14 protein-coding genes and 2 pseudogenes are annotated in these 25,153 nt (G+C 70.7%); 6 read left to right on the forward strand and 10 right to left on the reverse strand.

Going from position 1 to position 25,153, the window contains the following annotated elements; genetic code table 11:
• Window position 1 precedes the first annotated feature (1 nt).
• The gene (locus tag ACZ56U_RS05995; protein WP_469082809.1) at window positions 2-4,321 is read left to right on the forward strand and encodes a protein kinase domain-containing protein; all 4,320 of its coding nucleotides are present in this window, start codon (window positions 2-4) and stop codon (window positions 4,319-4,321) included.
• Entirely contained in the window at window positions 4,318-5,034 is a 717-nt protein-coding gene (locus ACZ56U_RS06000) for a hypothetical protein (RefSeq protein ID WP_469082810.1), read from the forward strand. The genes ACZ56U_RS05995 and ACZ56U_RS06000 overlap by 4 nt, the downstream gene beginning before the upstream one ends.
• A 212-nt stretch (window positions 5,035-5,246) precedes the next feature.
• Here the strand turns inward: ACZ56U_RS06000 and ACZ56U_RS06005 are convergent, their stop codons facing one another.
• From ACZ56U_RS06005 to ACZ56U_RS06020, 4 genes are all read right to left on the reverse strand, one after another.
• Window positions 5,247-6,758: a glycoside hydrolase family 43 protein gene (locus ACZ56U_RS06005; protein WP_469082811.1), complete on the reverse strand. Its 1,512-nt coding sequence runs from the start codon at window positions 6,756-6,758 to the stop codon at window positions 5,247-5,249.
• A gap of 40 nt (window positions 6,759-6,798) precedes the next feature.
• The gene (locus ACZ56U_RS06010) at window positions 6,799-8,937 is read right to left on the reverse strand and encodes an alpha-galactosidase (protein ID WP_469082812.1); all 2,139 of its coding nucleotides are present in this window, start codon (window positions 8,935-8,937) and stop codon (window positions 6,799-6,801) included.
• Between the two features lie 167 nt (window positions 8,938-9,104).
• The gene (locus ACZ56U_RS06015; protein WP_469082813.1) at window positions 9,105-11,474 is read right to left on the reverse strand and encodes a xyloglucanase; all 2,370 of its coding nucleotides are present in this window, start codon (window positions 11,472-11,474) and stop codon (window positions 9,105-9,107) included.
• The gene (locus tag ACZ56U_RS06020; protein ID WP_469082814.1) at window positions 11,471-11,761 is read right to left on the reverse strand and encodes a hypothetical protein; all 291 of its coding nucleotides are present in this window, start codon (window positions 11,759-11,761) and stop codon (window positions 11,471-11,473) included. Before ACZ56U_RS06020 ends, ACZ56U_RS06015 begins: the two co-directional genes overlap by 4 nt.
• 471 nt (window positions 11,762-12,232) lie before the next feature.
• Here ACZ56U_RS06020 and ACZ56U_RS06025 point away from each other — a divergent pair, with 471 nt between their 5' ends.
• Together ACZ56U_RS06025 and ACZ56U_RS06030 are read left to right on the forward strand one after the other, a co-directional pair.
• The gene (locus tag ACZ56U_RS06025) at window positions 12,233-15,175 is read left to right on the forward strand and encodes a glycoside hydrolase family 3 C-terminal domain-containing protein (RefSeq protein ID WP_469082815.1); all 2,943 of its coding nucleotides are present in this window, start codon (window positions 12,233-12,235) and stop codon (window positions 15,173-15,175) included.
• A 206-nt stretch (window positions 15,176-15,381) separates the two neighbouring features.
• The gene (locus tag ACZ56U_RS06030) at window positions 15,382-16,764 is read left to right on the forward strand and encodes a condensation domain-containing protein (protein WP_469082816.1); all 1,383 of its coding nucleotides are present in this window, start codon (window positions 15,382-15,384) and stop codon (window positions 16,762-16,764) included.
• Between the two features lie 91 nt (window positions 16,765-16,855).
• Here ACZ56U_RS06030 and ACZ56U_RS06035 read toward each other — a convergent pair whose 3' ends face one another.
• On the reverse strand, window positions 16,856-18,286 hold the full coding sequence (locus ACZ56U_RS06035) for a glycoside hydrolase family 43 protein (protein ID WP_469082817.1): 1,431 nt from the start codon (window positions 18,284-18,286) through the stop codon (window positions 16,856-16,858).
• A gap of 723 nt (window positions 18,287-19,009) precedes the next feature.
• Between ACZ56U_RS06035 and ACZ56U_RS06040 the strand changes: the two genes are divergently transcribed.
• Window positions 19,010-20,368 (forward strand): glycoside hydrolase family 43 protein, encoded by a 1,359-nt coding sequence (locus tag ACZ56U_RS06040; RefSeq protein ID WP_469082818.1) that lies wholly within the window; start codon window positions 19,010-19,012, stop codon window positions 20,366-20,368.
• Between the two features lie 62 nt (window positions 20,369-20,430).
• On the opposite strand, the pseudogene ACZ56U_RS06045 reads toward ACZ56U_RS06040, so the two are convergent.
• Together ACZ56U_RS06045 and ACZ56U_RS06050 are read right to left on the reverse strand one after the other, a co-directional pair.
• Window positions 20,431-20,724: pseudogene (locus ACZ56U_RS06045) on the reverse strand (hypothetical protein); the annotation flags it as partial.
• Between the two features lie 325 nt (window positions 20,725-21,049).
• Window positions 21,050-21,664, reverse strand: coding sequence for a TetR/AcrR family transcriptional regulator (locus ACZ56U_RS06050; protein ID WP_469082819.1), 615 nt, complete (start codon window positions 21,662-21,664; stop codon window positions 21,050-21,052).
• An 80-nt stretch (window positions 21,665-21,744) separates the two neighbouring features.
• Between ACZ56U_RS06050 and ACZ56U_RS06055 the strand changes: the two genes are divergently transcribed.
• Complete coding sequence (locus ACZ56U_RS06055; RefSeq protein ID WP_469082820.1) at window positions 21,745-22,650, forward strand: oxidoreductase; 906 nt, start codon at window positions 21,745-21,747, stop codon at window positions 22,648-22,650.
• A gap of 231 nt (window positions 22,651-22,881) precedes the next feature.
• Here ACZ56U_RS06055 and ACZ56U_RS06060 read toward each other — a convergent pair.
• The 3 genes and pseudogenes from ACZ56U_RS06060 to ACZ56U_RS06070 all read right to left on the reverse strand — a co-directional run.
• Window positions 22,882-23,589: pseudogene (locus tag ACZ56U_RS06060) on the reverse strand (SGNH/GDSL hydrolase family protein); the annotation flags it as partial.
• On the reverse strand, window positions 23,586-24,056 hold the full coding sequence (locus ACZ56U_RS06065; RefSeq protein WP_469082821.1) for a cupin domain-containing protein: 471 nt from the start codon (window positions 24,054-24,056) through the stop codon (window positions 23,586-23,588). The gene ACZ56U_RS06065 and the pseudogene ACZ56U_RS06060, both read right to left, overlap by 4 nt.
• 82 nt (window positions 24,057-24,138) lie before the next feature.
• On the reverse strand, window positions 24,139-24,975 hold the full coding sequence (locus ACZ56U_RS06070) for an AraC family transcriptional regulator (protein WP_469082822.1): 837 nt from the start codon (window positions 24,973-24,975) through the stop codon (window positions 24,139-24,141).
• Between the last annotated feature and the right edge of the window lie 178 nt (window positions 24,976-25,153).

The raw sequence follows: 25,153 nt of genomic DNA on the forward strand, positions 1-25,153 counted from the left end.
GATGGCGACCTGGCGCCGCGGCGACGTCATCCTGGACCTGTACGAGGTCCTGGACGTGGTGCGCACCGGCGGCCTCGGACTGGTGCACCAGGTCCACCACCGCGGCTGGGACATCGACCTGGCGGTGAAGACCCCGCGCCCGGCCGTCGTCCGCTCGCCGGACGGAATCGGGGACTTCGAGCGGGAGGCGGAGGTGTGGGTGGGGCTGGGCCTGCACCCGCACATCGCCAACTGCGTCTACGTGCGCACCCTGGAGGACGTACCCAGGGTCTTCGCCGAGTGGGCCGACGGCGGCAGCCTCGCGGAATCCGTCCGTAACCGAACCCTGTACGGCGACGACCCCCTCGCACCGCTGCTGGACGTCGCGATCCAGTCCGCCTGGGGCCTGGACCACGCGCACGAGAACGGAGTCGTGCACCAGGACGTCAAGCCCGCCAACGTGATGCTGACCCGGGACGGCACGGTCAAGGTCACCGACTTCGGCCTGGCACGGGCCCGCACGGTCGGGGACGCGGAGCCGTTCGTCAGCCGGGGCGGCCTGGACCCCGCGTACTGCTCGCCCGAGCAGGCACGGTCACCGTCCGGGCTCACCCCGGCCACGGACGTGTGGTCCTGGGCGGTCACCGTGTTCGAGATGCTCCTGGGCAGGCCGCCGGTGCGCGACGGGACCACCGCGGGCGACGCGTTCGAGGACTACACCCGGTCCCGGACGCCAGGCGCGATCCAGCGGGTGCCGGTCGAGATGCTGGACGTACTGCGCGAGTGCTTCACGGAGGACCCCGCCGCACGCCCCTCCCGGCTCGGCCCGCTCGCCGAGCGGCTGGTCGAGGTGCACCGGCGCGAGGTCGGCCCCTATCCCCGCCGTGCCCCGTCCGCGGCCACCCTGCTCGCCGACAGCCTCTCCAACCACGCGCTGTCGATGCTGGACCTCGGCCGCCGCGACAGCGCCGAGGAGCTGTGGACCCGCGCCCTGCGAGCGGATCCCCACCACCCGCACGCCCGCTACAACCGCGGACTGCACCGCTGGCGGACGGGTGTGATCACCGACGCGGAACTGGTGGACGAGCTGGAGTCCGTGCGCTTCGGCGACCCAGACGACGGCACGTACCTGTTGGCGCTGGTGCACCGCGAGCGGGGCGACACGCCTGCCGCGGCTGCACTGCTGCGGGACAGCTCCGCACGGATGGCCGGCGACCCGCAGATCGCCGCCGCTCTCGCCTCGGTGCAGGACGCGCCCGCCCCGGCCCAGTCCATGCTGCCCGGGGAACACGACGACTGGATCACCGCCCTCGCCCTGACCCCGGACGGCACGACCGGAATCTCGGCGGACGGTTCCGGCGGGCTGCGGATCTGGGACCTGGCCACGGGGGAGTGCCGCCAGGAACTGCACCTGGAGAACTACCGCGCCTCCACACTCGCGGTCCGCGACGACGGACGCGTCCTGGTCGTCGGCGGCGGCACCCGGCGCGCGCTGGTCCTCGACCTGGACGCCGCCACCGGGTTCGAGCTCCCCGGCCACCCCAGCTGGGTGCTCGCGGTCGCGCTGACGCAGGATCAGCGGCACGCGGTCACCAGCGGATACGAGGGAGAGGTCGTCACCTGGGACCTGGAGACCGGCGAACCCGTGGAGGTCCGGCAGTTCGAGAGCAAGGCCGACTTCCTGGGTGCCCGGGGCACCCTGTGCTGCGCCGTCGACCACACACGCCGGACGAGCTCGGTGTACGACGTCCGCACGGGCGCACTGGTCCACCGGTTCGACCACTCCTGCCTGAGCGTGCGGTTCACCGACGACGGCCGACTCGTCGCGGTCACCGGCGGGAGCGCTCACGTCCGACTGGCCGACCTCGGCTCCGGTGACGCCTCACAGGTACTCAAGACCGGATACGGGCAGACAGCCCTGAACGCGGACGGCACGGTCGGCTTCTCCAGCGGCGGACGCGCCGAACCGTCACGGGTGTGGGACCTCACCACGGGCCGCTGCCGCCTCTCCCTGGAGGCCACACCCGACACCAAGGAGGTCGCGCTCAGCGCGACCGGGCACCGCGCCCTCACCGCCGAGGGCAAGACCGTGCGCGCATGGCACCTGCCGCCCGCCGGACCACCGGCCCCCTGGAGTTACGTCCGCCCTCACCAGGCCAGGGACGTCACCGCCGCTGCCACCCGAGCAGCCGAACTGCTGGACCACGCGGCCACGCACGGCGCAGCCGGACGGCTGGAGGAGGCGGCCGAACTGATCCGCGCCGCCCGCGCACTGCCCGGCCACCGGCGCCACACCGAGCCCGTACGCCTGTGGCGCCGAGTCGGTGCCCTCGGCCGCCGTACCGCACTCGTCGACGCCTGGTCCGCGGGCCGGATCACCCCCGGCGACGACCGGTCCTTGGCCCTGGAACTCAGCGGGCGCAGCCCCACCGCGCTCGCCCGCGCCGGGAACTCCGAAGCCTGGGTCTTCAAGGTCGAGACCGGGCGGCTGCTGCACACGTTGAGCCTGCACACCGGCCACCTCAGTGCCCTGGCGATGACCGCCGACGGCCGGCTCGCGGTGTCCGGGGGCGAGGACGGCCGGGTCGTCGCCTGGCAGCCCCGCGACAGGCGCATCGTCCAGCTGTTCACCAGCCCCCACGACCAGGTGTACTACGTCGCGGTCAGCGAGGACGGCCACGTGGCCCTCTCCGGGACCGCCGACGGCGTCGTCGCCGCCTGGGACATCCCCAGCGGCCGGTCCCTCGGACGCTGGGAGGCCCACCCCGGAGCCGTGCTGGACGTGGCCGTCAGCGCCGACCACCGTTACGGGCTCTCCCGCGGCCAGGACGTCACCGTGAAGATCTGGGACCTGCGCACAGGCCAACTGCGGTGGGTGCTGGGCGGGCACGAGGAGTGGATCGGCGCCGCACGGCTGAGTGAGGACGGCCGCTACGTGGTCACCGGCGGCGCCGACGCGACCGTACGTGTCTGGCGGACCGCCGACGGACAGTGCGAGGCGGTGCTGACCGGGCACACCGATGCCGTGGTCGACGTCCTGCCCGGCGCGGACGGCCGGCATCTGCTGTCCTGTTCCGTCGACGGCACCGTGCGGCTGTGGGATGTCGCCGCAGCCCGCTGCGTCCATGTGCTCGCCGGACACACCGCCGCCGTGCGCAGCCTCGCCGTCACGCCGGACTTCCTCCTCGCGGCGTCCGGCGGCGAGGACCGCCAGGCACGCCTGTGGGACCTGACGAGCGGCCGGGAACTGCGGGCCTTCACCGGCTTCTCGGATGCGGTCACCGATGTCGCGCTGGCCCCCGACGGCGCCCTGCTCCTGGCCGGCGACGAACGCGGCCACCTGCTGACCTGGGCCCTGGACTGGGAGTACGACTTCGGCTCGGCGACCGGGGTGCTGCGCGCGGAGTCCGAGCCCGTGATCGAGGAACTGCGGGCCGAGGTCGCCGTCGAGCTGCCGTCCCGTGACGACAGCCGCCCGGCGCTCATCGAGGCGATGGCCCGCATCGGCGAGCGGCAGCGGCACGCGGTCACCCGCACCCTGGAACTCGCCGCCGAACTGGACAAGGTCCTCTCCCGCAACGACACGGGCTACCGCATCTACCTGCACTCCGTGGCCCAGGACCTGGCGAGCCGGGAGCCCGACGAGACACCGGGCACGGCCGAGGCGCTCACGCTGCTGCTGAGACCGGAGGAAGAACTCAACCGGTCCGAGTCCTTCTGGGCCAACCACTTCGCCGCCGTGCTCCAGGACGACCTCGTCACGCTCGCCGAGGCCGCCCCTCGCCTGCACAGCGAGGGTGACCTGGTCGCGGCCGAGCGGACCTGGCAGCTCGTTGTCGACGTGCGCTCCCACCTGTGGGACGCCGGGCACGTCGACACTCAGCGCGCGATGCTCGGCTGGGCCTCGGTACTGGTCGATCTGCGCCGGCAGACGGAAGCCCTGGCCCTGATCCGGGCGGTGACTGCGGAACGCGAACGGGACCTGGGGCGGGACCATCCGGCCACCCTGGAGGCGATCACGGCACTCGCGTCCCTGCTCACCGACAAGGGCGAACTGGACGAGGCCGAGCGGCTGTACGACATGCTGGTGCCACAGCTCGTGAGGCGCCTCGGTCCCGACGACCTCCAGACGCTTGAGGCCCGGGTTGGGCTGGCCCGTGTGCATCGCAGGCTCGGACGGCACAGTGACGCGGCGCGGGCCCTGCGCGAAGTGCTGGCGAAACGGCGGCTGCGTCTGGGCGAGCACCATACGGACACCCTCGCCGTCCAGGCCGAACTGGACAGTCTGCCCGGGCCGGTACCGCCCAGGCCGACACGGAGGGGATGGAGGAGACGGCGATGATTGCGGACCGGTCCAGCATCGGCGCCCTGATCACCGGCAAGGAGTTCATGGCGGAGGTCGGCGCGTACTTCCCCGTGAGCATGGCCTTGCGCGGCGACGTGTTCGAGGTCGTGTTCATGATGCGGGACGGCGACCTCGGGCACCGCACCAGCGGGCCCTACTCGCCGGAGCGGCCACCGCACGACGCGATCGGCTGGGCCCAGCTGCGGACGGGGATGGGCATGGCGGGCCACTTCCCCTCTTTCCGGATCGAGGCCGGCGGGCACTGGCCGCGTATCCACGTCGCCCTGTCGGGGACCTCCGTGCGCGGTCTGATCGTGATGCCGGAAGAGGTGACCGCGGAGGCGGTGAACGCGCCCTACCTCGGCGAGTGGCAGGAGCAGATCTCCTCCCACGTGCGGATCGGGCTGGACTACCTCGCCAACTGGCTGGGTTCCTGTCACCACGAGGCGGGCGGCACGGCACCGTCGATCGACCTCGACCTGGTCTACCGGTCGTTCGACTACGAGGCGAATCTCGCCAGGTACGACCAGTGGGTGCGCGAACTCATCCCTCCGGTGCGCCCGGTCCTCGAACTGCGTTGGCGCTCGGCGACCCCGGCCCAGCGCAAAGCCTTTGTGAAGAACCTCAAGGACGCCCGGAAGAGCGGCTCCCGGTCCGACCCGCGCTGGAACTACCGTCTCGGCGGCATCGAGGTGGAAGTGCCGCGCTGACACGGCCGCCTTGCGTGTCCAACCGAGCGTCACGCCGACGTCGGCTCCCGTGTCCTACGGCCGGAATGACGCTTCGTCCGCCCGCGCGGGGCCGCAGCCACTACGGCGGAACGCACCGACCTGAGCGTGGTTCCGGTCCTGCACCTCTCCATGTCGGCGCTCGACCGCGACATGGAGAGGTGGTCCCACCACGACGGGATCGGCGGGCCCGTTCAGCGGTCCAGGGGCTTGTAGTCGAACCAGTCGAAGTGGACGGTGCCTTCGGCGGCGTACATGCCGATGACCCGGCCGGTGAAGCCGCCGGCGACCTCGGTCGACAGGTAGCGGCCGTCGAGGGCCGCGAGTTCGGTGAACGTGCCGTCGGGTTGCTCGATGCCGAGGGAGACGATGTCGGGTCCGGTGCATGGCCCGTGCGGAGGCGGTGGGTCCGAGATGGTGAGGGCGAGGACCAGCGGCCCGGCGGGTATGGCTTGTTCGGCCACGACCGTGCGCAGGGAGCCGACGCGCGCGATCACCCGTACCTCCGTCCCGGACGCCTCGATCGCGTAGTGGTGCCGTTCGTCGAGGCGGACAGCGAGGCCGCCGCGACCCTGCTCCGGGTCGATCAGGGTGCGGGCCCGGCAGGTGAGGTGCTGCTGTCGGCGGCCGGTGAACACCGCGTCGGGTTCGTCCAGGGAGCCGCCCCGTGCGTGGAGCGTCAGCCATCCGGGGCGCTCCTTGGTGGTGCAGAGCTCGGTGGGGCGGTCCCGCACGGAGATCCAGGTCGGCCCGAGTTCGCTGAGCTCGAAGTCGTCGCGCCCCTCCTCGACGGGGGCGGGGGAGAGCGGCCACGGGAGCGTGGAGAGGTCCGTGGTGACCTCGCCGACGACGGGCCAGTCGTCCTCCCAGGTCACGGGTGCCAAAAAGGTCTCGCGGCCGAGGACGTGCCAGCCGGGGGTGCCGCCGCGCGGTCGTACGCCGAGGAAGACCATCCACCACGAGCCGTCGGGGCCCTGGACCAGGTCGGCGTGGCCGGTGTTCTGGATGGGGTGGTCGGTGCCTCGGTGGGTGAGGATGGGGTTGGCCGGGCACGGCTCGAAGGGGCCGGTGGGCGTGGGGCCGCGGGCGATGGAGACACCGTGGCCGCGTTCGGTGCCGCCCTCGGCGATGAGCAGGTACCAGTGGTCGCCGATGCGGTAAAGGTGCGGCGCCTCCGGGGCCTTGGCGCCGGGGCCGCCGGACCACAGCTTGTGCGGTGTGCCGTACGTCTGCCCGGTGGACGGGTCGAGGCGGACCTGTACGACCCCGGCGACGGTGCACCAGCAGGTGCCGTCCTCGTCCCAGGCCAGGTCGGGATCGATGCCGGGGACGTCGGGCGCGGGGATCGGTTCCGACCACGGTCCGGCGGGGTCGGTGGCGGTGACGATCAGGTTGCCGCCGCCCTCGCTGCAGTTGGTGACGATCAGCCAGAAGCGGCCGTCGTGGTGGCGCAGGGTGGGGGCGTAGATGCCGCCCGAGGACGGCATGGAGGCCGGCAGGCGCAACTGCTCCGGCCGGTCCAGGGCGTTGCCGATCTGCCGCCAGTGCACGAGGTCGCGGCTGTGGAAGAGGGGTACACCGGGGAAGTACTCGAAGCTGGAGCAGGCGAGGTAGTAGTCGTCGCCGACCCGGCAGATGCTCGGGTCTGGGTGGAACCCGGGGAGCACGGGGTCGGTGGCGCGGGCGGGCTGGTTCTGGGCGGGCACCCTGGTCGTCCTTTCCTCGGGTGGGCGGCAGGGACGGCGCTCAGGGAGCGTCCGGCTCCGTGCGGGTGATGCGCAGCAGCGCCGCGGAGGGCGCGGTGGGCAGGGTCACGGTGAGGTCGGCGGTGTCCGGGTTCCAGACCGCAACGGCCTGACCTGCGGCGGGGTACAGCACCTCGGCGCGGGCCGCGCCGCCCGCCGGTTCGGGCAGGCGGAGGGTGGTGCTGGCCTCGCTGCCCGAGCGGCGCCAGACGGTGAGGTAGGTGGTGGCGGGGGTGTGCAGGGCCAGGGCGATCCAGGGGTCGTCCCAGCCCGGAAGACCGAGCGGCCAGAACGGCACGGCCCCCGGCAGGTCGGCGCGGACGGCTTTGTACACGGCGACCGCCTCGTGGACCAGGGCGCGGGCCTCGGGCCCCAGTTCCGGCAGGTTGCCGGAGAGGTGGATGCGCCCGAGGAGGGCGCTCGCCATGGTGAAGGCGACCTCGTCGAGGGAGTCCTCCGACTGCGGATAGGCCCACACGGCGCCCTGCTCGGGGGTGACGGCGGTGGGTGCGGCGGCCGCGATGGGCGCGTAGAGCTGGAGGTTCTGCTGGTCGCTGGTGGACTGCAGTTGCAGCCGCGACAGCAGGGCGTGGTCCCAGCGCATGCCGCCCGAGGCGCAGTTCTCCACCACCAGGTGCGGATGGCGGTCCAGGACTCCGTCGAGCCAGTCCAGGTGTGCCCGGTTGTGGCCGAGCAGACCGGCGCCCGGGGTCTCGCCGGGGTGGGCGCTGGTGCCGGAGCCCGGGTCGATGTTGTGGTCGAGCTTGAGATAGCCGACGCCCCACTCGCCGACCAGGCGGTCCACGACCTGGTCCAGGTGGGCGCGGGCGGCCGGGTGGCGCAGGTCCAGGTGGTGCCGGCCGGTCTCCGTGAGGCGGACGCCGTCGCGGCGGAAGAACGCCTCGTCGGGCAGGGTCTTGGCCATGGGGCTGTCGACGCCGATGACTTCCGGCTCCAGCCACAGACCGGGGACCATGCCGCGCTCCCGGATGCGGTCCAGCACCTCGTGGATCCCCTTTTCGCCGGGGAAGCGGGAGGCGGCCGGTTCCCAGGCGCCGACGGTGGTCCACCAGCCGCCGTTGTCGCCGTCGTACCAGCCGGCGTCGATGACGAAGTACTCCGCGCCCGCTTCGGCCGCCGCGTCGATGTGCGGCAGCAGTTTGTCGGTGGTGGGGTCGCCCATCAGGCAGTTCATGTAGTCGTTGAAGATGACGGGCAGGCGCTGGTGGTCGGTGTGCGGGCGGCGGTGGGCGCGGCGGTAGCGGGTCAGCGCGGCGAACGCGGCGTCGGGGCCGCCGTCGGCGCTGAAGGACAGGGCGGCGGGTACGGTGCGGAAGGCGGCGCCGGGTTCCAGGGGGTGGCGCCAGCCGTGGTGGGCGTCGGTGGGCCCGAACAGTGCCGCGTAGGCCGCCTTGTCGTGTTCTTGGCACTCCCAGCGCCAGCCCCCGCCGTTGTGCTCGATCTGCCACACCCAGGTGCGGCCGGTGCGCCGGTCCGTCAGGCCGCCCATGGGCAGGTGTCCGCAACTGGACCAGGTGCCCTGTCCGTTGAGGGCGAAGCCCGCCTTGCCGTGCCCGTACTGCACGTGCCGTCCGCTGACGCCGGGTGTGGTCAGGCGCATCGGCTGTCGCTGCCAGCGGCACTCGGCGAGCCAGTCGTTGTCCGCCCACAGCAGGTCGGCGGCGTCGACGGCCGCCGGGTCCCGCGGGGTGAGGCAGCCCACCGTGAGGGTGCTGACCGACTCGAGGTGCAGAGTGGTCTGCCCTTCGTTGCGCAGGGTCACCTCGCTGCGGATCACCGGGATGCCGTCAGGCGACCGGTAGGTCACCTCCGCGGCCAGTCCGGTTTCGGGGTCGTGGAGGTGCACGGTCAGCGTGTGCCAGTCGCCGTCGCGGGCCGCGTGGTGGGACCGGTGGCGCAGCCGTCCGCCGAGAGCGGTCCCGATCAGACGGCTGCCCGACCAGCCACGGCCGTGCCCCGCGGCCGTCACCTCCACCAGCGGCAGGGACGCGCCGGGGTCGCCGCCCGCTTCGCCGGGCAGTCCGAGATGCGTCAGGCGGGCGCCGCCGTCGTCGCCGAGGACGAACTCGAGGTGCAGGGCGTCGTGACCCCAGCGGAAGCTCCGCTGTTCGTTCTCCATGGTGTCCTTTCCAGGTCAGTGGCCGCGCGGGACCGCGCAGCCACGGGGCGGCAGTTCGTGGGCTGTGGGGCCAGGCGAGGCCGGTCGTCCCGCCCTGGCGGCGGGACCACACGTCGGACTCCCCTTCGGGACGGCGGGTGCGGAACGGGGCGGCCGGGAGCCGAACCTCACTTCGGGGCGCCGTAGATGACTCCGCGTCCGTTCGTCCCGAAGTAGACGCGACCGTGGATCCGGGGGTCTCCGGTCATGGTGTTGCCGGTCCAGGCGTACTGGTGCCGGTCGTCGTTGATGCGGATCCAGGTCCGGCCCGCGTCGTCGGACCGGAAGATGCCGCGCACGCCGCGGATCTTGGAGCTGGTGTAGACGGCGGGGTACTTGGCACCGGGCGCGGCCTTGCCGAATCCGACGACGTCACCCTCGTCGACCACCTTGAACCTGGTGAAGGACGATCCGGAGTCGGTCGACCGCCACAGTCCATAGGGCGTGGGGGTGGCGGGCTTGCTGGTGCCGCCGGCCAGCCAGATGTCGCCCTCGTGGCCCGGTACCGGCTTGAACCGGACGTTGCCCGCGACGGGCAGACCGGTCGCCGCCGTCGCCTTGAAGCTCTTGCCGCCGTCTGTGCTGAGGTAGAAGACGCCGGCGTCGTAGGCGTAGAACTTCGCCGGGTTCACCCGGTCGGAGCGCACGGGGGCCCCGGCCGGCAGCCCCTTCGAGGCCGTCCAGGTCGCTCCGTGGTCGTCGGACCAGCTGACCGGCGCTCCGGCCGGGGACCAGACGATCCGTCTGCCGTCGGCGCTGATGGCGACGGCCTGGTCCTCGACTCCGGGCCCGGTGACGCCGGCCGGCTCACTGCGCGACGGTGTCCAGGTGTCGCCGCTGTCGGTCGAGATGGCGAAGTGCTGGGTCCAGCCGCTGGTGGGGTGGCCGACCCGCACGATCGTGTGGGGCGCCCGCTCCGCGTAGTCCAGGGCCGGGGTGCCGCCGAAGGTCGGGCTGTCGTACATCTTCGGCGCCTTGCGGAAATCCGTGTGCCGGAAGCCGCCGACGTCGCCGACGCCGGAGAAGAGGTGTGCCGCGCCGACGGGCGGGCTGATCACACACATGACGGCGGTTTCCTCCAGGCCCCGGGCCCGCACGGACAGATGCACCGTGCCGCCGCTGTCCCAGTCGGTCAGGTTGTTGGCGCCGTAGATCGTCGCGCCGGTTCCGTACATGAAGTGGTCGGAGTCGAAGGGGTCGATCTGGACGGACTCCATCATCCAGCCCAGCTTGGGGGTCATCTCCGGCAGCGACGGCGAGGCGTTCCAGGTCAGCCAGGGGGCGGCGGAGATGTCGATGTCGTAGCGCAGGGTGCGCTCGGAGTTCGGGCCCGACTCCCACGCGGGGGTCCAGCTCGCGCCGCCGTCGGTGGAGCGGAAGAGGAGGCAGTCGGGGTACCACTTGACCTGGGTGGACACCATCAGGGTGTCCGGGTTCTGCCGGTCGATGGTCAGGCCGCTGTAACCGTAGTGGTTGTCGTCGCTGGTGGACGGGACCGGGCTGATGCGGGTCCAGGTGTCGGTGGCGGTGTCGAGCTTCCACACGTCGCCCTTGGAGCCGTCGTAGGGGCCGGCGGTGTTGCTGGTCGCCAGGTACAGGTAGCCGCCGACGTGGTCGAAGACCGCGTGGTGCGGGATGAAGCCGGTGGGCTGCCCGGGTACCCGTTCCCAGGTCGCTCCCGCGTCGGTCGACCGGTACAGGATGTTGTCCTTGTCGGCGACGGTGACGTAGAGGGTCCGGGTGGCCCTGCCCGCTCTGCCGGTGCGCTTGTCGAAGACGACCTGCAGCACGCCCAGGTTGTCGCCGTTGGGGCCGTCGGGGTCGGTGGGGTCGGGCACGAAGTTGCCCGGGTTGGGGAAGCTGGTCACCTTCGCGAAGGTCTTGCCGTGGTCGGTGCTGCGCCACAGCCCGTGGCCCCCGCGCACTCCCAGGTACAGGACCCTGTTGCGGTGGGGGTCGATCACCAGCCGCTCGCCGATGCCCCGGCCGGGCATGTTGCCGCCCAGCCGGAACGGCAGAGGAGTGGTCTTCCAGGTGCGTCCGCGGTCGGTCGAACGCAGGATCGCCGCCAGGCTCGGGTCCCACTCGGGCATGGGGTAGGTGCCCGCCGCCAGGTAGACGCGGTCGGGGTCGACCTCGTCGGTGGCGATGCTGATGATGCCGGTGTGTCCGTACTCGTCCCAGCCGATCCAGTCGGTGAGGGGGATCCACCGCCGGGACGCCGTGTCGAGGCGGTAGGCGCCGCCGATGTCGGTGCGCGCGTACACCAGTCCGGGCTCGCTCTGGTTGAAGACGATGCCGGTGACGAAGCCGCCGCCGACTATCTCGGCGTTGCGGAAGGTGTAGGGCGTGTGCCGGACCTTCTCGGCCACGCGGGCGGGTGTGGCGGATGGGACCGGTGCGGCGGAGGCACCGGAGGGGGTGACCAGGGGGAGTGCGGCCGTGGCCGCGCCCGCGGCCAGCAGGCCTCGGCGGGAGAGGTGCGGGGCATGGGTCATGACGGGTCCTTGCCTTTCGGGTGAGGGTCCGTACGGGGCCTGCGCACAAGCCGCGGTCCGGCCGGCCGGCTCCAGAGGGCGATTCCGCGGGCCTCGTCCGGCGCGGGGGTGCCTGACGTGCCGTAGGCGTTCGCGTGGAAGGGCTGCATGTTGATCATGGTGCCCAGCGCCCGGGACACGGCCTGGTAGTCCTCGTTGCCGGCGGACGGCAGCGGTGGAAGGGAGGCGGCGCGCGTCACGCCGACGGCTGGTCGCAGGACGACTCTGCGGTTCGTCTCACTGTTCATGTCGTTGCGGCCCTTCGTTTGCGTCGATCCGACCTGCGGGCGGGCAGACGCCGCGTCATCCGGTGGTCCCATGGCCGGAAGGAGGCAGCTAATCGACGCGCTTCGACGTTTCGGTGAGACTAAGGCCCTGTTTCCGGTGGCGACAACGGGCCGCCAAGGTCACTTTTCGGTAACAGGCACGGTTGGGCGTGCGAGCACGGCCCGCCCTTCATGCGGGTTTGTCCCATGTGAGCTGGCCTTCTGGGTGAACGCACCCACAGGAACGCCGCCGCTGGAAGAACCGCCCGCGACGGCTGGGAGACCTTTGATTGACACGCGACTCAGCGTCATGTCAACGTCGAAGCGCTTCGACGCCAGGGCAGTGCGACCTACAGAAGCCGTACGCCGCCCGGCTCCGCAGTCGCCCACGCTTCCCAAGCCGCCCACGCTTCCCAGGCCTTCTCCGTCGACCTCCTGCAAGGGACTTCTCAGGTGAGTACCGCCGCCACATCCCCCGAGCCGCCCACCACCGACCTGCCGTTCCGTGACCCCGCGCTACCCCTCGCCCGGCGAGTCGACGACCTGATCTCCCGGCTGACCCTCGACGAGCGCATCGAGCTGCTCTACCAGTACTCACCGGGAGTCCCGCGCCTCGGACTGGCCCCCTTCAAGACCGGTACCGAAGGGCTGCACGGCGTGTCCTGGCTGGGGCCGGCCACCGTGTTCCCGCAGGCGGTAGGCCTGGGAGCCACCTGGGACGAGGAGCTGCTGAACGAGGTCGCCACGGCCGTCGGCACCGAGGCCCGCGCCCTCCACCAGAGCGCCGCCGCCGACGGTCGCCGTCCCAGCCTCCAGGTCTGGGCTCCCGTGGTGAACCTGCTGCGCGACCCCCGCTGGGGCCGCAACGAGGAGGGGTACGCGGAGGACCCGCTGCTCACCGGCCGGCTCTCCGTCAGCTTCTGCCGCGGGCTGGCCGGGGACCACCCGGTCTATCTGCGCACGGCACCCCTCCTGAAGCACTTCCTCGCCTACAACAACGAGGACGAGCGCGACACCACCTCCTCCGTGGTGCCGCCCAGGGTGCTGCACGAGTACGACCTCGCCGCCTTCCGCCCGGCGATCGAGTCCGGCGCCGCCACCGGCGTCATGCCGGCCTACAACCTCATCAACGGCCGCCCCTGCCATGTCAGTCCACTGATCGAGACCGAGGTACGGCGCTGGGCCGAGCCCACCGGCCACGAGCTGTTCGTCTGCAGCGACGCCGGAGCGGTGACCAACCTCGCCGAATCGGAGCACTACTTCGACGACCACCCCACCTCCCACGCGGCGGCGGTACGCGCCGGCGTCGACAGCATCACCGAACTGGACGAGGACGGCAGCATCACCCTCGACCGGCTCCGCACGGCGGTCGACCTCGGGCTGCTCACCGAGGCCGACGTCGACCGCGCCGTACGACGCCATCTGTCGATACGCTTCCGCCTCGGCGAGTTCGATCCGGACCTCGACCCCTACGCCGGCATCCGCGACGACGTCGTGGACAGCCCCGCCCACCGGGCGCTCGCCCTGCGCGCCGCCACGGAGTCGGTGGTGCTGCTGAAGAACGACGGCGCACTGCCGCTGTCACCGGCCCCCGGCGGGCGCGTCGCGCTCGTCGGTCCGTTGGCGGACAGCCTCTTCGAGGACTGGTACAGCGGCACCATGCCGTACCGGATCACCATTGCCGCCGGCCTGGAGGCGGCCCTGAAGGAGCGCGGCGCCGAAGCGGTCCGCGCGGAGGGAGTCGACCGGATCACGCTGCGTGCCGCCTCCACCGGAGGCCTCCTGCGCGTGCCCGCGCTCGACCCCGGCGGGCCCATGGTGGCCGGTGCTCACTCGGACGAGCAGGAAGCGGGCGACAACGCCTGCCACGACCTGTTCGACTGGGGCGAAGGCGTGCTGACCCTCCGCAACGCCCGCACGGAACGCTACGTCACCCTCAAGGACGGGGACCTCACCCTCGCCGCCGACCAGACGCAGCCGAACGGCTGGTTCGTCCACGAGACCTTCCGGCTGGAACCCCAGCCGGACGGCACGGAACTGCTGCGCAACATCAGCAACGGCCGCTACGCCGCCGTGGACCCCGCCACCGGCCGCGTCACCCTCTCCGCCCAAGCCCCCGAGCAGGCCGAACGCTGGACCCGAACAGTCGTCAGGGACGGAATCGCCGAAGCCGTCGCGGCCGCCGCCTCGGCGGACGTCGCCGTGGTCGTCCTCGGAAACGACCCGCACATCAACGGCCGCGAGACCGAGGACCGTACCGGCATCTCACTGCCGCCCGCGCAGGAGGCCCTGCTGCGCGCCGTCGCCGCCGAGCGCCCCGAGTCGGTACTGGTCGTGATGAGCAGCTACCCGTACGCCGTCGACTGGGCGGACGAGCACCTGCCCGCCGTGGTGTGGACCTCCCACGGCGGGCAGGAGACGGGCCGGGCACTCGCCGCGACCCTGCTCGGCGAGGCCGAACCCTCCGGACGGCTCCCGCAGACCTGGTACCGCGGCGACGACCCGCTGCCCGGCCGCCTCGACTACGACATCATCAGCGCCGGCTGGACGTACCAGTACCACGACGCCGCACCGCTGTACCCCTTCGGACACGGCCTGTCCTACACCAGCTTCGCCTACTCCGGCCTGCGGCTGTCCGCGCGGGAAGCGGCGCAGGACGACACCGTGGTCGTGAGCGTCGAGCTCACCAACACCGGGGCGCGCACGGGCACCGAGACCGTGCAGCTCTACACCCGCGCGCTCGCCGCCCGCCACCGCGCGCCCCGGCGCAGACTGACGGACTTCCGCAAGGTCTCCCTCGCCCCCGGTGAACGGCGGCGGCTGGAGTTCGACCTGCCCGTCGCGGCCCTGGCCCACTGGTCCGTCTCGGCCGGCGCCCTCGCCGTGGACCCGGGGCCGTACGAGATCCTGGTCGGGCGCTCGGCCGAAGCCATCGCCCTGACGGCGCCCCTCACCGTGACGGGGTCGGCGCTCCCTGCCCGCGCTCTCCTCGGTGGACGGCTGGAGGCCGTCGACTTCGACGAGTGCGAGGGCGGCACGCTCGTCGACGCCACCCGGGAGAAGGGGGAGGCGGTCACCCCGGCGTCCGGTGCCGCGCACTGCGCACTGCGCTACGGCTCAGTCGACCTGGGCAGCCCGGCAGACGGGCCGCGGGTCATCACGGCCGAGGTGTCGTGCGCGACGGAGGAGGACGCGACCGTCGAGATCTACGCCGACGGTGCTCCCGGTACCGGAACCTTGCTGGCCACCCTCCGTGTCCCCAACGGCACCGACGGCCGGTACGACTGGCGCACGGTCAGCGCGCGGATGCCGGAGGAGGTGACCGGGGTGCACGATCTGCATCTCGTTCTGCGGGGCGGTGTCCATCTGGCAGCGATCGCCGGCGGGACCCAGTGAGGAGCGGCGGGATGCGGTAACGAGCGGGGGGACGCGGCAAGAAGACAGTCCGCCGCCGCGTTCCCCACCCTCCGACCATTGACGCACGCGGCCCGCGCGGATCTATCCTCTGCTTGAACAGGGGGCGCCCGAGCTCCGGCCGCGTCGTCGTACCGCCGGACGGTGTGGAGGATCGGGGTCCGTACCGGAGGAGGGCCGGGGCGGGTATGCGACAGACCGCACGCCATGACGTCGTCTTCGTCTCCGGCACCGCCGGAGAGCATGAACTGACCTGGTCGCAGAAGGCCCATGAACGTGAAGGATGCCGACCCCATCTCCATGGACCCCGCAACAGGAACGTACGGATGGGGCGGGCGCTGGACGGCCGGCCCGACATGTCAGCGGTGTTGCGCGCCTTCGCCGCGGTCATGGCTCACTTCGAGGCGCTGCGCACGCTCTATCCACGTGACGCGGACGGGCACCCGCGCGCGGTCGTCGTGGCTTCCGGCGTGCTCCAGATCGACGAGTACGCCGCCGACGCCCCGCCGACCTACGACGAGCTGAACGCCTTCACGCTCCGACTGGCCGAGCCCGGATTCGCCGCGGACGACCTGCCGTTGCGCGCCGCCGTCATCACCGTGGACGGCAGACCCATCCACATCGCGCTGTCCTTGCACCACTTCTCGGTGGACACGACAGGCGCCCGAATCGCGGCCGACCACATAGCCCGACTGGCCGCCGATCCGGGCGCCGACCTCGGCTCGGGGTGGCAGCCGCGGCAGATCGCGAGCTTCGAAGCCAGTCCCTCGGGGCGGCGGCACGCCCATCGTGTCGACACCCATGACCGGGCCATGCTCCGTCGGTCCGTCATGCCCGAACTCCAGGCGCCGCCGGGCCACAGGTCCGCCGTCTACAACTTCGTATGCCTCGACTCCGCGGCGGTCGCCCTCGCGGCGGCCGGTCTGGCGAAGCAGTACCGGACATCCGCGGCCGCCGTCCTGCACGCCGCATACGCGTGCACGCTCGCCGAACACCTCGGCATCGGCGCCTGCGTGTTCAACACCGTGATGCCCAACCGGCACACCACCTCCGCCCGCGAGGCGGTGGCCCATATCGCCGGCAGAGCCCTCGTCCCGGTCGACACGTCCCTGGGCGGCGACCGGTTCCCGGCGCTGTGCCGAGCCGTCGACGCGGCACTCGTCAGATCCTCCTCCGTCAGCCTGCGAGAGCCCGACCGCTACGCCAGATCCCTGGACGAGGTCTCCGCCGAACTGGGCCGCTCCGCACACAACCCGTACGTGGTCAACATCCGCCCCATAGCGCCCCGCACGCTGATCCGGGCTCGCGCGGACAGAGCACCGCAGGACCTCGACCGAGCCATGGCATCCAGCCGGTACCGACGATTTCCCAAACCCGTCGACGCGTACTCCGGAAACCTCTCCTTCGATGTGTGGGGCATGCTCGGAACGGCCGGAATCAGTCTCGGGACGGATACGACGACGTTCGACGCGACGGACCTCGAACAGATACTGCGGTCCTTCGAGAGCCGGCTGGTCGGAGCCGCGATCAGCGGTCACGCCGCAAGAAGCGGCTCCTTCGCCGGCGCATAGCGCGCGGCGGAGCGCGGACACCCGGTGTCGAGATCACTCACGGCACCGGGTGCGTGCTACCCGATGCGACTGGCCTGCCTCTCTCTGCAGGTCAGTTCGTGACGCGGAACGTGGCGTCGCTGCGTCCTGTCGCGGTGGTGATCGGATCGAGGCGGAGTTGGTAGGCGTAGTGGCGGAGGTAACGGTCGGGGTGGTTGTACGACTGGAAGGACGACCAGCTCGAGTCGGCGAGCCCCGCGACCTGCCGGAAGGTGGCGTCCGCGGCGAACTGGGCGGTGCCGTCGTTGCGGACCAGCTGGAAGTCGGATCCGGAGTGCCGCAGGAAGTACCCGCGGTAGTTCACCGATTCGAAGGAGACGGTGCCGGTGCCCGCCAGGCCGGGCCGTAGTCGGAACTGGGCGTCCGGGCCGGTGATGTCCTGGTCGATGCGCACGTCGAAGTTGGCGTGCCGCACGTACCGGTCCTGGAAGTTGTACGACTGGAGCCGGTTGGCCGGGAGGTCACTCCAGCGTGCGAGCACGCGGGACTCCTCGGCGGCCGTGAGGGCCAGGATCGAGCCGTGGCGCTTCTTCGTGACGCCCATGGAGTAGGTTCCCGACGCCGGAATCCGGTAGGTGCCGGGGGCGGAGGGGTTGGTCGTCGTGACCGGCATGTACCCGCGTCCGGCGGAGTACTGGTCGAGGTAGAGCGCCCACTCGTTGCGGTCGCGGACCTTCATCCACATCGGGCCCTCGACCTGAGCACCGGTCAGGCCGAGGCCGGAGAGGTTGCCGAGATCGGTCCAGGTTCCGAGGATCGAGTTGCTGCCTTCGAGAGTGATCTGCCCGTCACCGGAGGCCCGCACATAGCGGTAGTTGCCGACACCGGCCGGCATCTCGACGATCTGGGTGTCGATGATTTCCTGCCTGCCGGGGCGCTCGATGTAGATCTGCGGAGTGGTGATCGAACGGAAGTCGCTGGTGTGGGCGGAGTAGATGCGGTGCTTCTTCACGCCGTCGACCGGCTTGTTCGTCGCCCAGTACAGGACGTAGCCGTTGGAGGCCGGATCCCAGATCGCTTCCGGAGCCCATGCGTTGCGTCCGTCGGGGATGGCGCCCGCTACGTTGAGCAGCCACGGCTCGGACCAGTTGGTCAGGTCCGTCGACTCCCACACCACGAGATTGCGGCTGCCGTTGTACACGGCGGCCTCCCAGTTCTGCCCGCAGCTGATGCACAGGTCGGTCGCGATGATCCAGTACTTGTCACCGTTCGGGGATCTCACCAGTGCGGGGTCGCGCACCCCCTTCGTGCCGACCGTGGAGGGAAGGGCAATTCCGCCGCCGTTGAGCTCAGTCCAGTTCAGGCCGTCCGCGCTGTACGAGAAGTAGATCTGCTGACCGTTCGACCCCTCCCCGGTGAAGTGCGTCATCAGGTAGCCCGGGTCGGCGGCGGCCGCCCGGTCCGGTGTGATCAAGGCTTGGCCTGTGAAGAGCAGGCACACGGCGAGCAGTGCCGCCGCCAGCCGGGCGCGAAGCGCGGACATGTATGTCTCCTGTCGTTCCGCAAAGGCCGCCACCAGACGCGGAAGGGGCCGACTGATTCCGGGTGACGCGTCTCCCGTGTGCGGGTGCTTCGCCGTGGCGACGGCCAGCTCGTCAACCGTCCTCGCACGTCGCGTCTGCCCGCCTTACGGACGCCGTTCTGTTCATCGGACAACTCGCCTCGTCGGACAGGGAGCAGCTTGCAGCTGTCCACGTGGTGCGTGATGACCAGGTAGCCCTGACTGTCGTCGTCCCAGAACGGGCACACGTCGCTCCAGCCGGAGATCCGCCAAGCGACTTGCCTACGCGAAACACCGCCTGGACCTCGAGGGCGCCGAAGTCCGGTGTTCAGGCAGTGGGACGGGGGAAGGGCTCGCGTCTGGAAAGCGCGTGGTTCCGGGCATGGGGGGTGGGTTCCTTCCGGAGGCGGGATCGCTCCCGTGCCACATATGACCGATATTTCGAACGTAGGTCGAATTGCCGGACGAGGTTGGCGCTGAAGCTAAAGGGTGTCCCGTGCGGAAGTCAACGTGTGGGACAGTGCGGCTTCTCCGATATTCGGGCGGCCGGCAAACATGCCGAGCGGTACTCGTCGGAAACATTGACGAAACCACGGGCCGAACCTATCTTCTGCTCGAAGTTCCGCACGTTGATCGTTATTTCGAACAATCGCACCCCTTGTCACGGCGATCGGCCCAGCGGACTGGCCGAGCCCGGAGGAAGAGTTGAACAGAACCGCAAGAAAGCTGCTCGCCCTGCTGGGCCCGCTGCTGCTCGTCCTGCTGGGCGGCGCCGTCTCTGAGGGCACCGCGACCGCTGCCGCCCCGCCGGCCGGGCAGGCCACGCGGTACACGATGACCGCGTTCACCAACAGCAGTGAGTCGAACCTGTATGTGTACGACTCGCCGGACGCCACCGGATTCACCCTGCAGAAAGGCCCCGCCTACACCCCGCCGTCCGGGCTGATCCGGGACCCCAGCATCTTCAAGCACACCGATGGCTACTACTACCTCACTTACACCACCAACTGGACGGGCAACACGATCGGTTTCGCCCGGAGCACCGACCGGGTGAACTGGACGTTCCTGTACAACTACACGATCCCGATCAGCGGGCTGACCCGCACCTGGGCACCTGAGTGGTTCGTCGACACCGACGGCAGCGTCAACGTCGTCGTGTCCCTCACGTCGGCGAGCACCGCAACCCACTTCACCGCCTGGAAGATCACGGCAACCAACTCCGCGCTGACCACCTGGTCCGCGCCGACCCAGCTGGCCGGCATCGGGCCGAACAACATCGACACCTTCATCGTCAAGGTCGGCTCCACCTACCACGCGTTCACCAAGAACGAGACGACGAAGTACATCGAGTACGCCACCGCCTCCAGCCTCACCGGCCCGTACACCTTCAAGAAGACCGGCGACTGGGCGGGCTTCGGTGACTGGGTCGAGGGCCCGGCCCTGGTTCCGCTCGACAACGGCGGCTGGCGCATCTACTACGACGGCTACCGCGCCGGGAAGTACTGGTACAGCGACAGCTACGACAACTTCGCCACCTGGTCCGCGCCCACCGAGGTGCCCGGGCTGTCCGGCTTCATCCGCCACGCCACCGTGCTGAAGGAGACAGTCCCCGGCGGTGTCACCCTGCCCACCAACGCCTCCAGGTCGCTGCGGTCGGTCAACTACCCGGACCGGTACGCGGTGGTACGCGCCGACAGCCTCGGCTACGTCGACCCGGTGAGCACCTCCAGCAGCACCGCCGTCAAGCAGAGCGCCACCTTCACCGTCGTACCCGGCCTCGCCGACGCCAACTGCTACTCCTTCCGCGACTCCTCCGGCCGCTATCTCCGCCACTGGGACTTCCGGGTCCGCTTCGACAGCAGCGATGGCACCGACACCTTCAAGAAGGACGCCACCTACTGCGCCCGCCCGGCCGACGCCTCCGGCTCCGTCCGCCTGGAGTCGTACAACTACCCCGGCCGCTACCTCCGCCACTACAACTACGCCCTGCGCGTGGACCCCTACCAGAACACCGACACGTTCCGCGCAGACAGCTCCTTCACGGTGGTCAGCCCCTGGGCCTGACCTGTCCGCGGTGACCTCCCAGGATCTGAGCCCGGAGAGGGCTCAGATCCCGGGTTCGGGGTTCATTCGATGGCCAGGGTCGTCCACTTCTGGACGGCACGGTCGCCGCAGCTCCACGTCCGGACGGCGGTCCCGTCAACGGCGCCGACGCCGTTGACGTCCCTGCACTTGCCGGCCACGTAGGGCTGCACGCGGGCGGGCGCGGGGGCGGGGCTCCTCAGCCACCCGGCGCTGCTCCGGATGACGGCGTGCAGCATGCGCTTGCCCGGCACGGAGACGTACGCGGTGTGGACGCGGACGAAGAGGGTGCGCCTGGCCCACCGCCAGTCCAGTGGCTCCTGCCAGTTGTCCACGACGAGTGAGTGCGGGTCGGTCGCTCCAGTTCGGCCCCGTCCTCACGCGAAGCGGCGTTCAGGCCCCGCCGACGGCGTAGAAGAGGACGTAGTGCGAACCATCGCCGACATGTTCTCTGTCAGTTCACCCGTGGGACCCCCGGGCTGCACGGTGGCCGTGCCGATGATCTCATCTGAGCCCGCGTCCACTTCCTTGACCCAGATGGTCTCGGGACCGTCGAAGCGCCTCTTTTCAAAGCCACTTCCGATACGCGGACCCCGGTGGCCCTGCTCGTGCTTGACCTTTCTGGCCGTCGCGCGGGCAGGCCCATGGTGTGTTTGAGCAAACTCACCTGGGTTTGAGGCCGTGCAGCATCAGGTGCACCAGTTGGGGGACGCCGTCGAGAGAGGTCTGCGTCTCGAGCCGGTGGTTGGCGGCGAACGTGGCGGTGCCCTGGAGGGTGGCGCCCACGACGAGAGTGAGGTGGGCGGGGTCCCCCTCGATGATCTCCCCGCGCTTCTGGGCGTCCGCGATGATCCGTTCCAGCGCCCCCACCGCACGGTCGACGGCGGCGGCCATCTCCTCGGAGGCGTCAGGGTCGTGCTTGCGGGCGAACATGAGCTCCAGGAGCTCGGCGTTCTCGGTGGCGAAGCCGAGATAGCCCCGGGCGAGGGCGACGAGCCGCGGTTCCAGTGGAAGGGCGGGGTCGTCGACGGCGGTCAGGGCCTGCGTCAGCCGCTCGTAACCGGCGAGCGCAAGGGCGTTGAGCAGGGCCTGCTTGTCCTTGAAGTGCCGCCCCGGGGCGGCATGGCTGACGCCGATGTCCCGGGCCAGTTCCCGCAGGGACAGGGCCCCGGCCCCTTTCTCCCGCAGCGTGCGCTCCGCGCTCGCGAGCAGGGCGGAGCGGAGGTCTCCGTGGTGGTAGGGGCGGGTCTCGCGGCTCTCGGATGTCTCGGACGGCATGGGCCCCATCGTATCCGCATGTAGACGGCGCCAGCATTGTTGCCATTGACATCATTGTTGTCAACGTCTACATTGAGGTCATGGCTGCTGACAAGTGGAACGCGACCGACCTCCCTGACCTCACGGGCCGCACGGCCGTGGTCACCGGAGCCAACAGCGGTATCGGCCTCAAGGCGGCGGAGGCGCTGGCCCGCGCGGGCGCGCATGTCGTGTTCGCCGTACGGGATCCGGAGCGCGGCCGCGCGGCGGCGGCCACCGTGCACGGCAGCACGGAGGTCCGCCGCCTCGATCTGGCGGACCTGTCCTCGGTACGGGAGTTCGCGGCGGACTGGCAGGGCGAACTGCATCTGCTGCTGAACAACGCCGGTGTGATGATGCTGCCGGAGCAGCGCACGCGGGACGGCTTCGAGATGCAGTTCGGCACGAACCACCTGGGGCACTTCGCCCTGACCAACCTGCTGCTGCCGCACATCACCGACCGGGTCGTCACCGTCTCCTCGGGCCTGCACCGCAGCGGCACCGGAGTGATCGACTTCGCCGACCTGAACCGGACGGCGAACTACAGTCCCACCGGTGCCTACGCCCAGTCGAAGCTCGCGAACCTCCTCTTCACCCTGGAGCTCCAGCGCCGCCTCACGGCGGCCGGCTCCCCGGTCCGCGCCACCGCCGCCCACCCCGGGTACGCCGCCACCAACCTCCAGAGCCACGCGGCGAGCCCGCTGTCCCGGTTCTTCATGAAGTTCGGCAACCGGTTCATGGCGCAGGACGACAAGGCGGGCGCGCTGCCCACTCTGTACGCGGCGACGCAGGACCTCCCCGGCGCGAGCTACGTCGGCCCGGACGGCTTCCAGGAGATGCGCGGTGCGCCCACCCTGGTCGGCCGGAGCGCGGCGGCGAGCGACCCGGAGGCGGCGAAGAGGCTGTGGACGATGTCGGAGGAGCTGACGGGGACGCGGTTCCCGCTTGAGACGGCCGTACGCGGCTGAGTGCGGCCTGTCGGATGGGCGAGGGAAACGCAGCCCGCGTACCCCCGCTTTCTGGTTTGCCTGGTCACCTCGGCCAGCCGTTGCACCTGGCGGGGGCGTAACCGGTCAGACAGTGAAACTCCTCCAAGGGCAAAGCGCTCAGGCCGGTCTTGGTGTGCTGGGCGCGGTGCGCCCCACAGGGCTGGCCGGCGACGGTGTCACGGGGCCGCTCGCACATGTCGACCGTGGACAAGTCAGCAGACCGGCGTCGATGACCTCAGCGATAAGGGTGGCGCCGCGGCTGTTCTGGTGGATGTGGTCGGTCGTGAGCACGAGACCTCGCCGCCGCGAGATCGTGTCGAGGCTGCGGCGCAGCACTGCGCGCTGCGCGAGGACGCCGACGACCGCTGCGGGCGTCGCCTCCCGATACGAGATCGGCGGCGGGTCCGCGTCGCGCAGTTCCTCGATCTGGCGTTCATGGAGCGGAAGGTAGGCCACCTCGTTGGTCGCGGCGACCTCGGCGATCATCCGGCTGTACACCTGCGATGCCTGTGCTGCTGCTCCGTCGAGTTGTTGGCCGAGTACCGGTAGCGACAGCAGACCGATCGTCGCGTCGGTCTCCGCTCGCAGCCGGGCTACGACGGCTGCCAGACACTGTTGGAACCAGCCGGCCGACGGGCGTTCGGGGAGCTGTTTGCGCTTCATGGCCTGCTCGACGGGGTAGCCGGCAAGGCTCGCTCGGGCGTCGTTGGTCCCGATCAACACGGTGATCACATCGGGTGGGTTCGTGACGACAGCATCGAGGCGCTGCAAGAGGTTGTAGGCGAAGTCACCGTTGACGCCGAAACGGGCAAGCTGCATGTCACCGAGAGGGTGGCGTCGTCCGAGAAGATCCAGGTAGTCGACGCTGAACTGCGCGCGGGTCAGGCTGTCGCCGAGGCACGCGACCCGTGTCGTCACGGCGCTTCCTCCGGGCTGGGCGTGCCGACGCGTTCGGTCGGGGTGGTGTCGGTCCGAGGACGGTGGTCGGTGCCGAGGGTCGCGGTGATGGCCAGGATGGACGTCGGCCCCTCCATGTCGACCACGTGCCATACCCCGGCCGGGTTGATGGTGGCCTCGCCCGGCGCGAGCAGGACGTGGTCGGGCACCCCGTCCACGACGCGGGTGACCGTCACGGACCCGCTGAGGCAAACGACCAGTTCGTCGCCTGCGGGGTGGCTTTCCCAGTGGTCGCCGAGCCCGTCGCCGTCGAAGATCATCACCATCCGGCCCTCGGCACCGTCCGCCGCGACCGCGGCGCTGTAGGCCTGGAGCACCTCCGGGTCCCAGGCGAAGCCCTCGACGGGTTTCGCTCTCGATCCCAGTCCGAGGTGCACGGGGGTGGTCCGCAGGTCCATGGCATTGCGTTCGTGGTTGACGAGTCTCATGCCGACGATCGTCCACGACAGGGATCGGGCGGTCTTGAAGAAAAGGGAAGAGAAGCCGACGCGACGGGCAGACAGTTGGCGGCTACCCGGCTCCGAGGAGGACTTCGCCGCGACGCCACGCCGTCGGCGATCGGCCCGTGAACTCGCGCCAGTCCCGAACGAGATGGGCCTGGTCGGCGTAGCCGGAGACGGCTGCCACATCGCCCCACGGTGGCGGGTCCTGCGCCGTCGCGAGTTCGTGCGCGTGCTCGAAGCGCAAGACGCGGGCGAAGGTCTTCGGCGAGAGGCCCATCTCACCGCGAAACCGCTCGGTGAGGTACCTACGGCTCCAGCCGAGTTCCGCGGCGACCGCACCGACCTGGACGCAACCCCGCGCGGCGACGAGGCGGCGCCACGCCTCGGCTACTTCGGGGCGCGCCCAGCGCACATGGTCGCCGCGGGCGCCACGGCCTACGGCTCGGAGGAGCAATTCGTCCAGTGTGGTGAACCGCGCCGCCCATGTCGTCGCTGATCGGAGCCGGTCGACCAGCTCGACGGCAAGCGCTCCGAGAAGCTCGTCAAGTGGGACCAGTTGGTGGGCGAGCTCGGCGGCGGGCATGCCGTAGATGTCCCGGGCCCCGAGAGGTGTCAGCGATATCTGAACACCTTGCTGGCGTCCGTCGTGGTGAATCGCGACGGACCGGCACATCAGACCGCCGGCCACGCTGCCGAATCGGGTGACCGGTGACCCGTCGTCGACACCCGCCGCCACCTCCAGAGGATCTGACAGGCTGATCACCGTAGTGAGCGCGCGGCTCGGCGGGCCGCAGTGCACGCCCGTCGGGAGCCCGCGGAGGTCGAAGCCGACATACGAGTCGACGTACGGCCGCAGGACGGGCGCCGGACGTGCACCGATCCCGGTGGCCGTGTGGGCGTTCATTTTCGTCAGTGTACGAGCCACCCGGCCCAGGAAGATCAGCGTTCTAGGACTGATGACCGCCGCTTGCGAGTGGTGACGGGGGGCTTGCTTTTGCCCCTCGACGGCGACGCCCGGCGCGGCCGTTCCGTCACGGCAAGCCTGTGCCGGCCCTGTCCGGCGGGTCGATGGAGAGCCATCG

Source organism: Streptomyces sp. NPDC034103, from assembly GCF_055575395.1.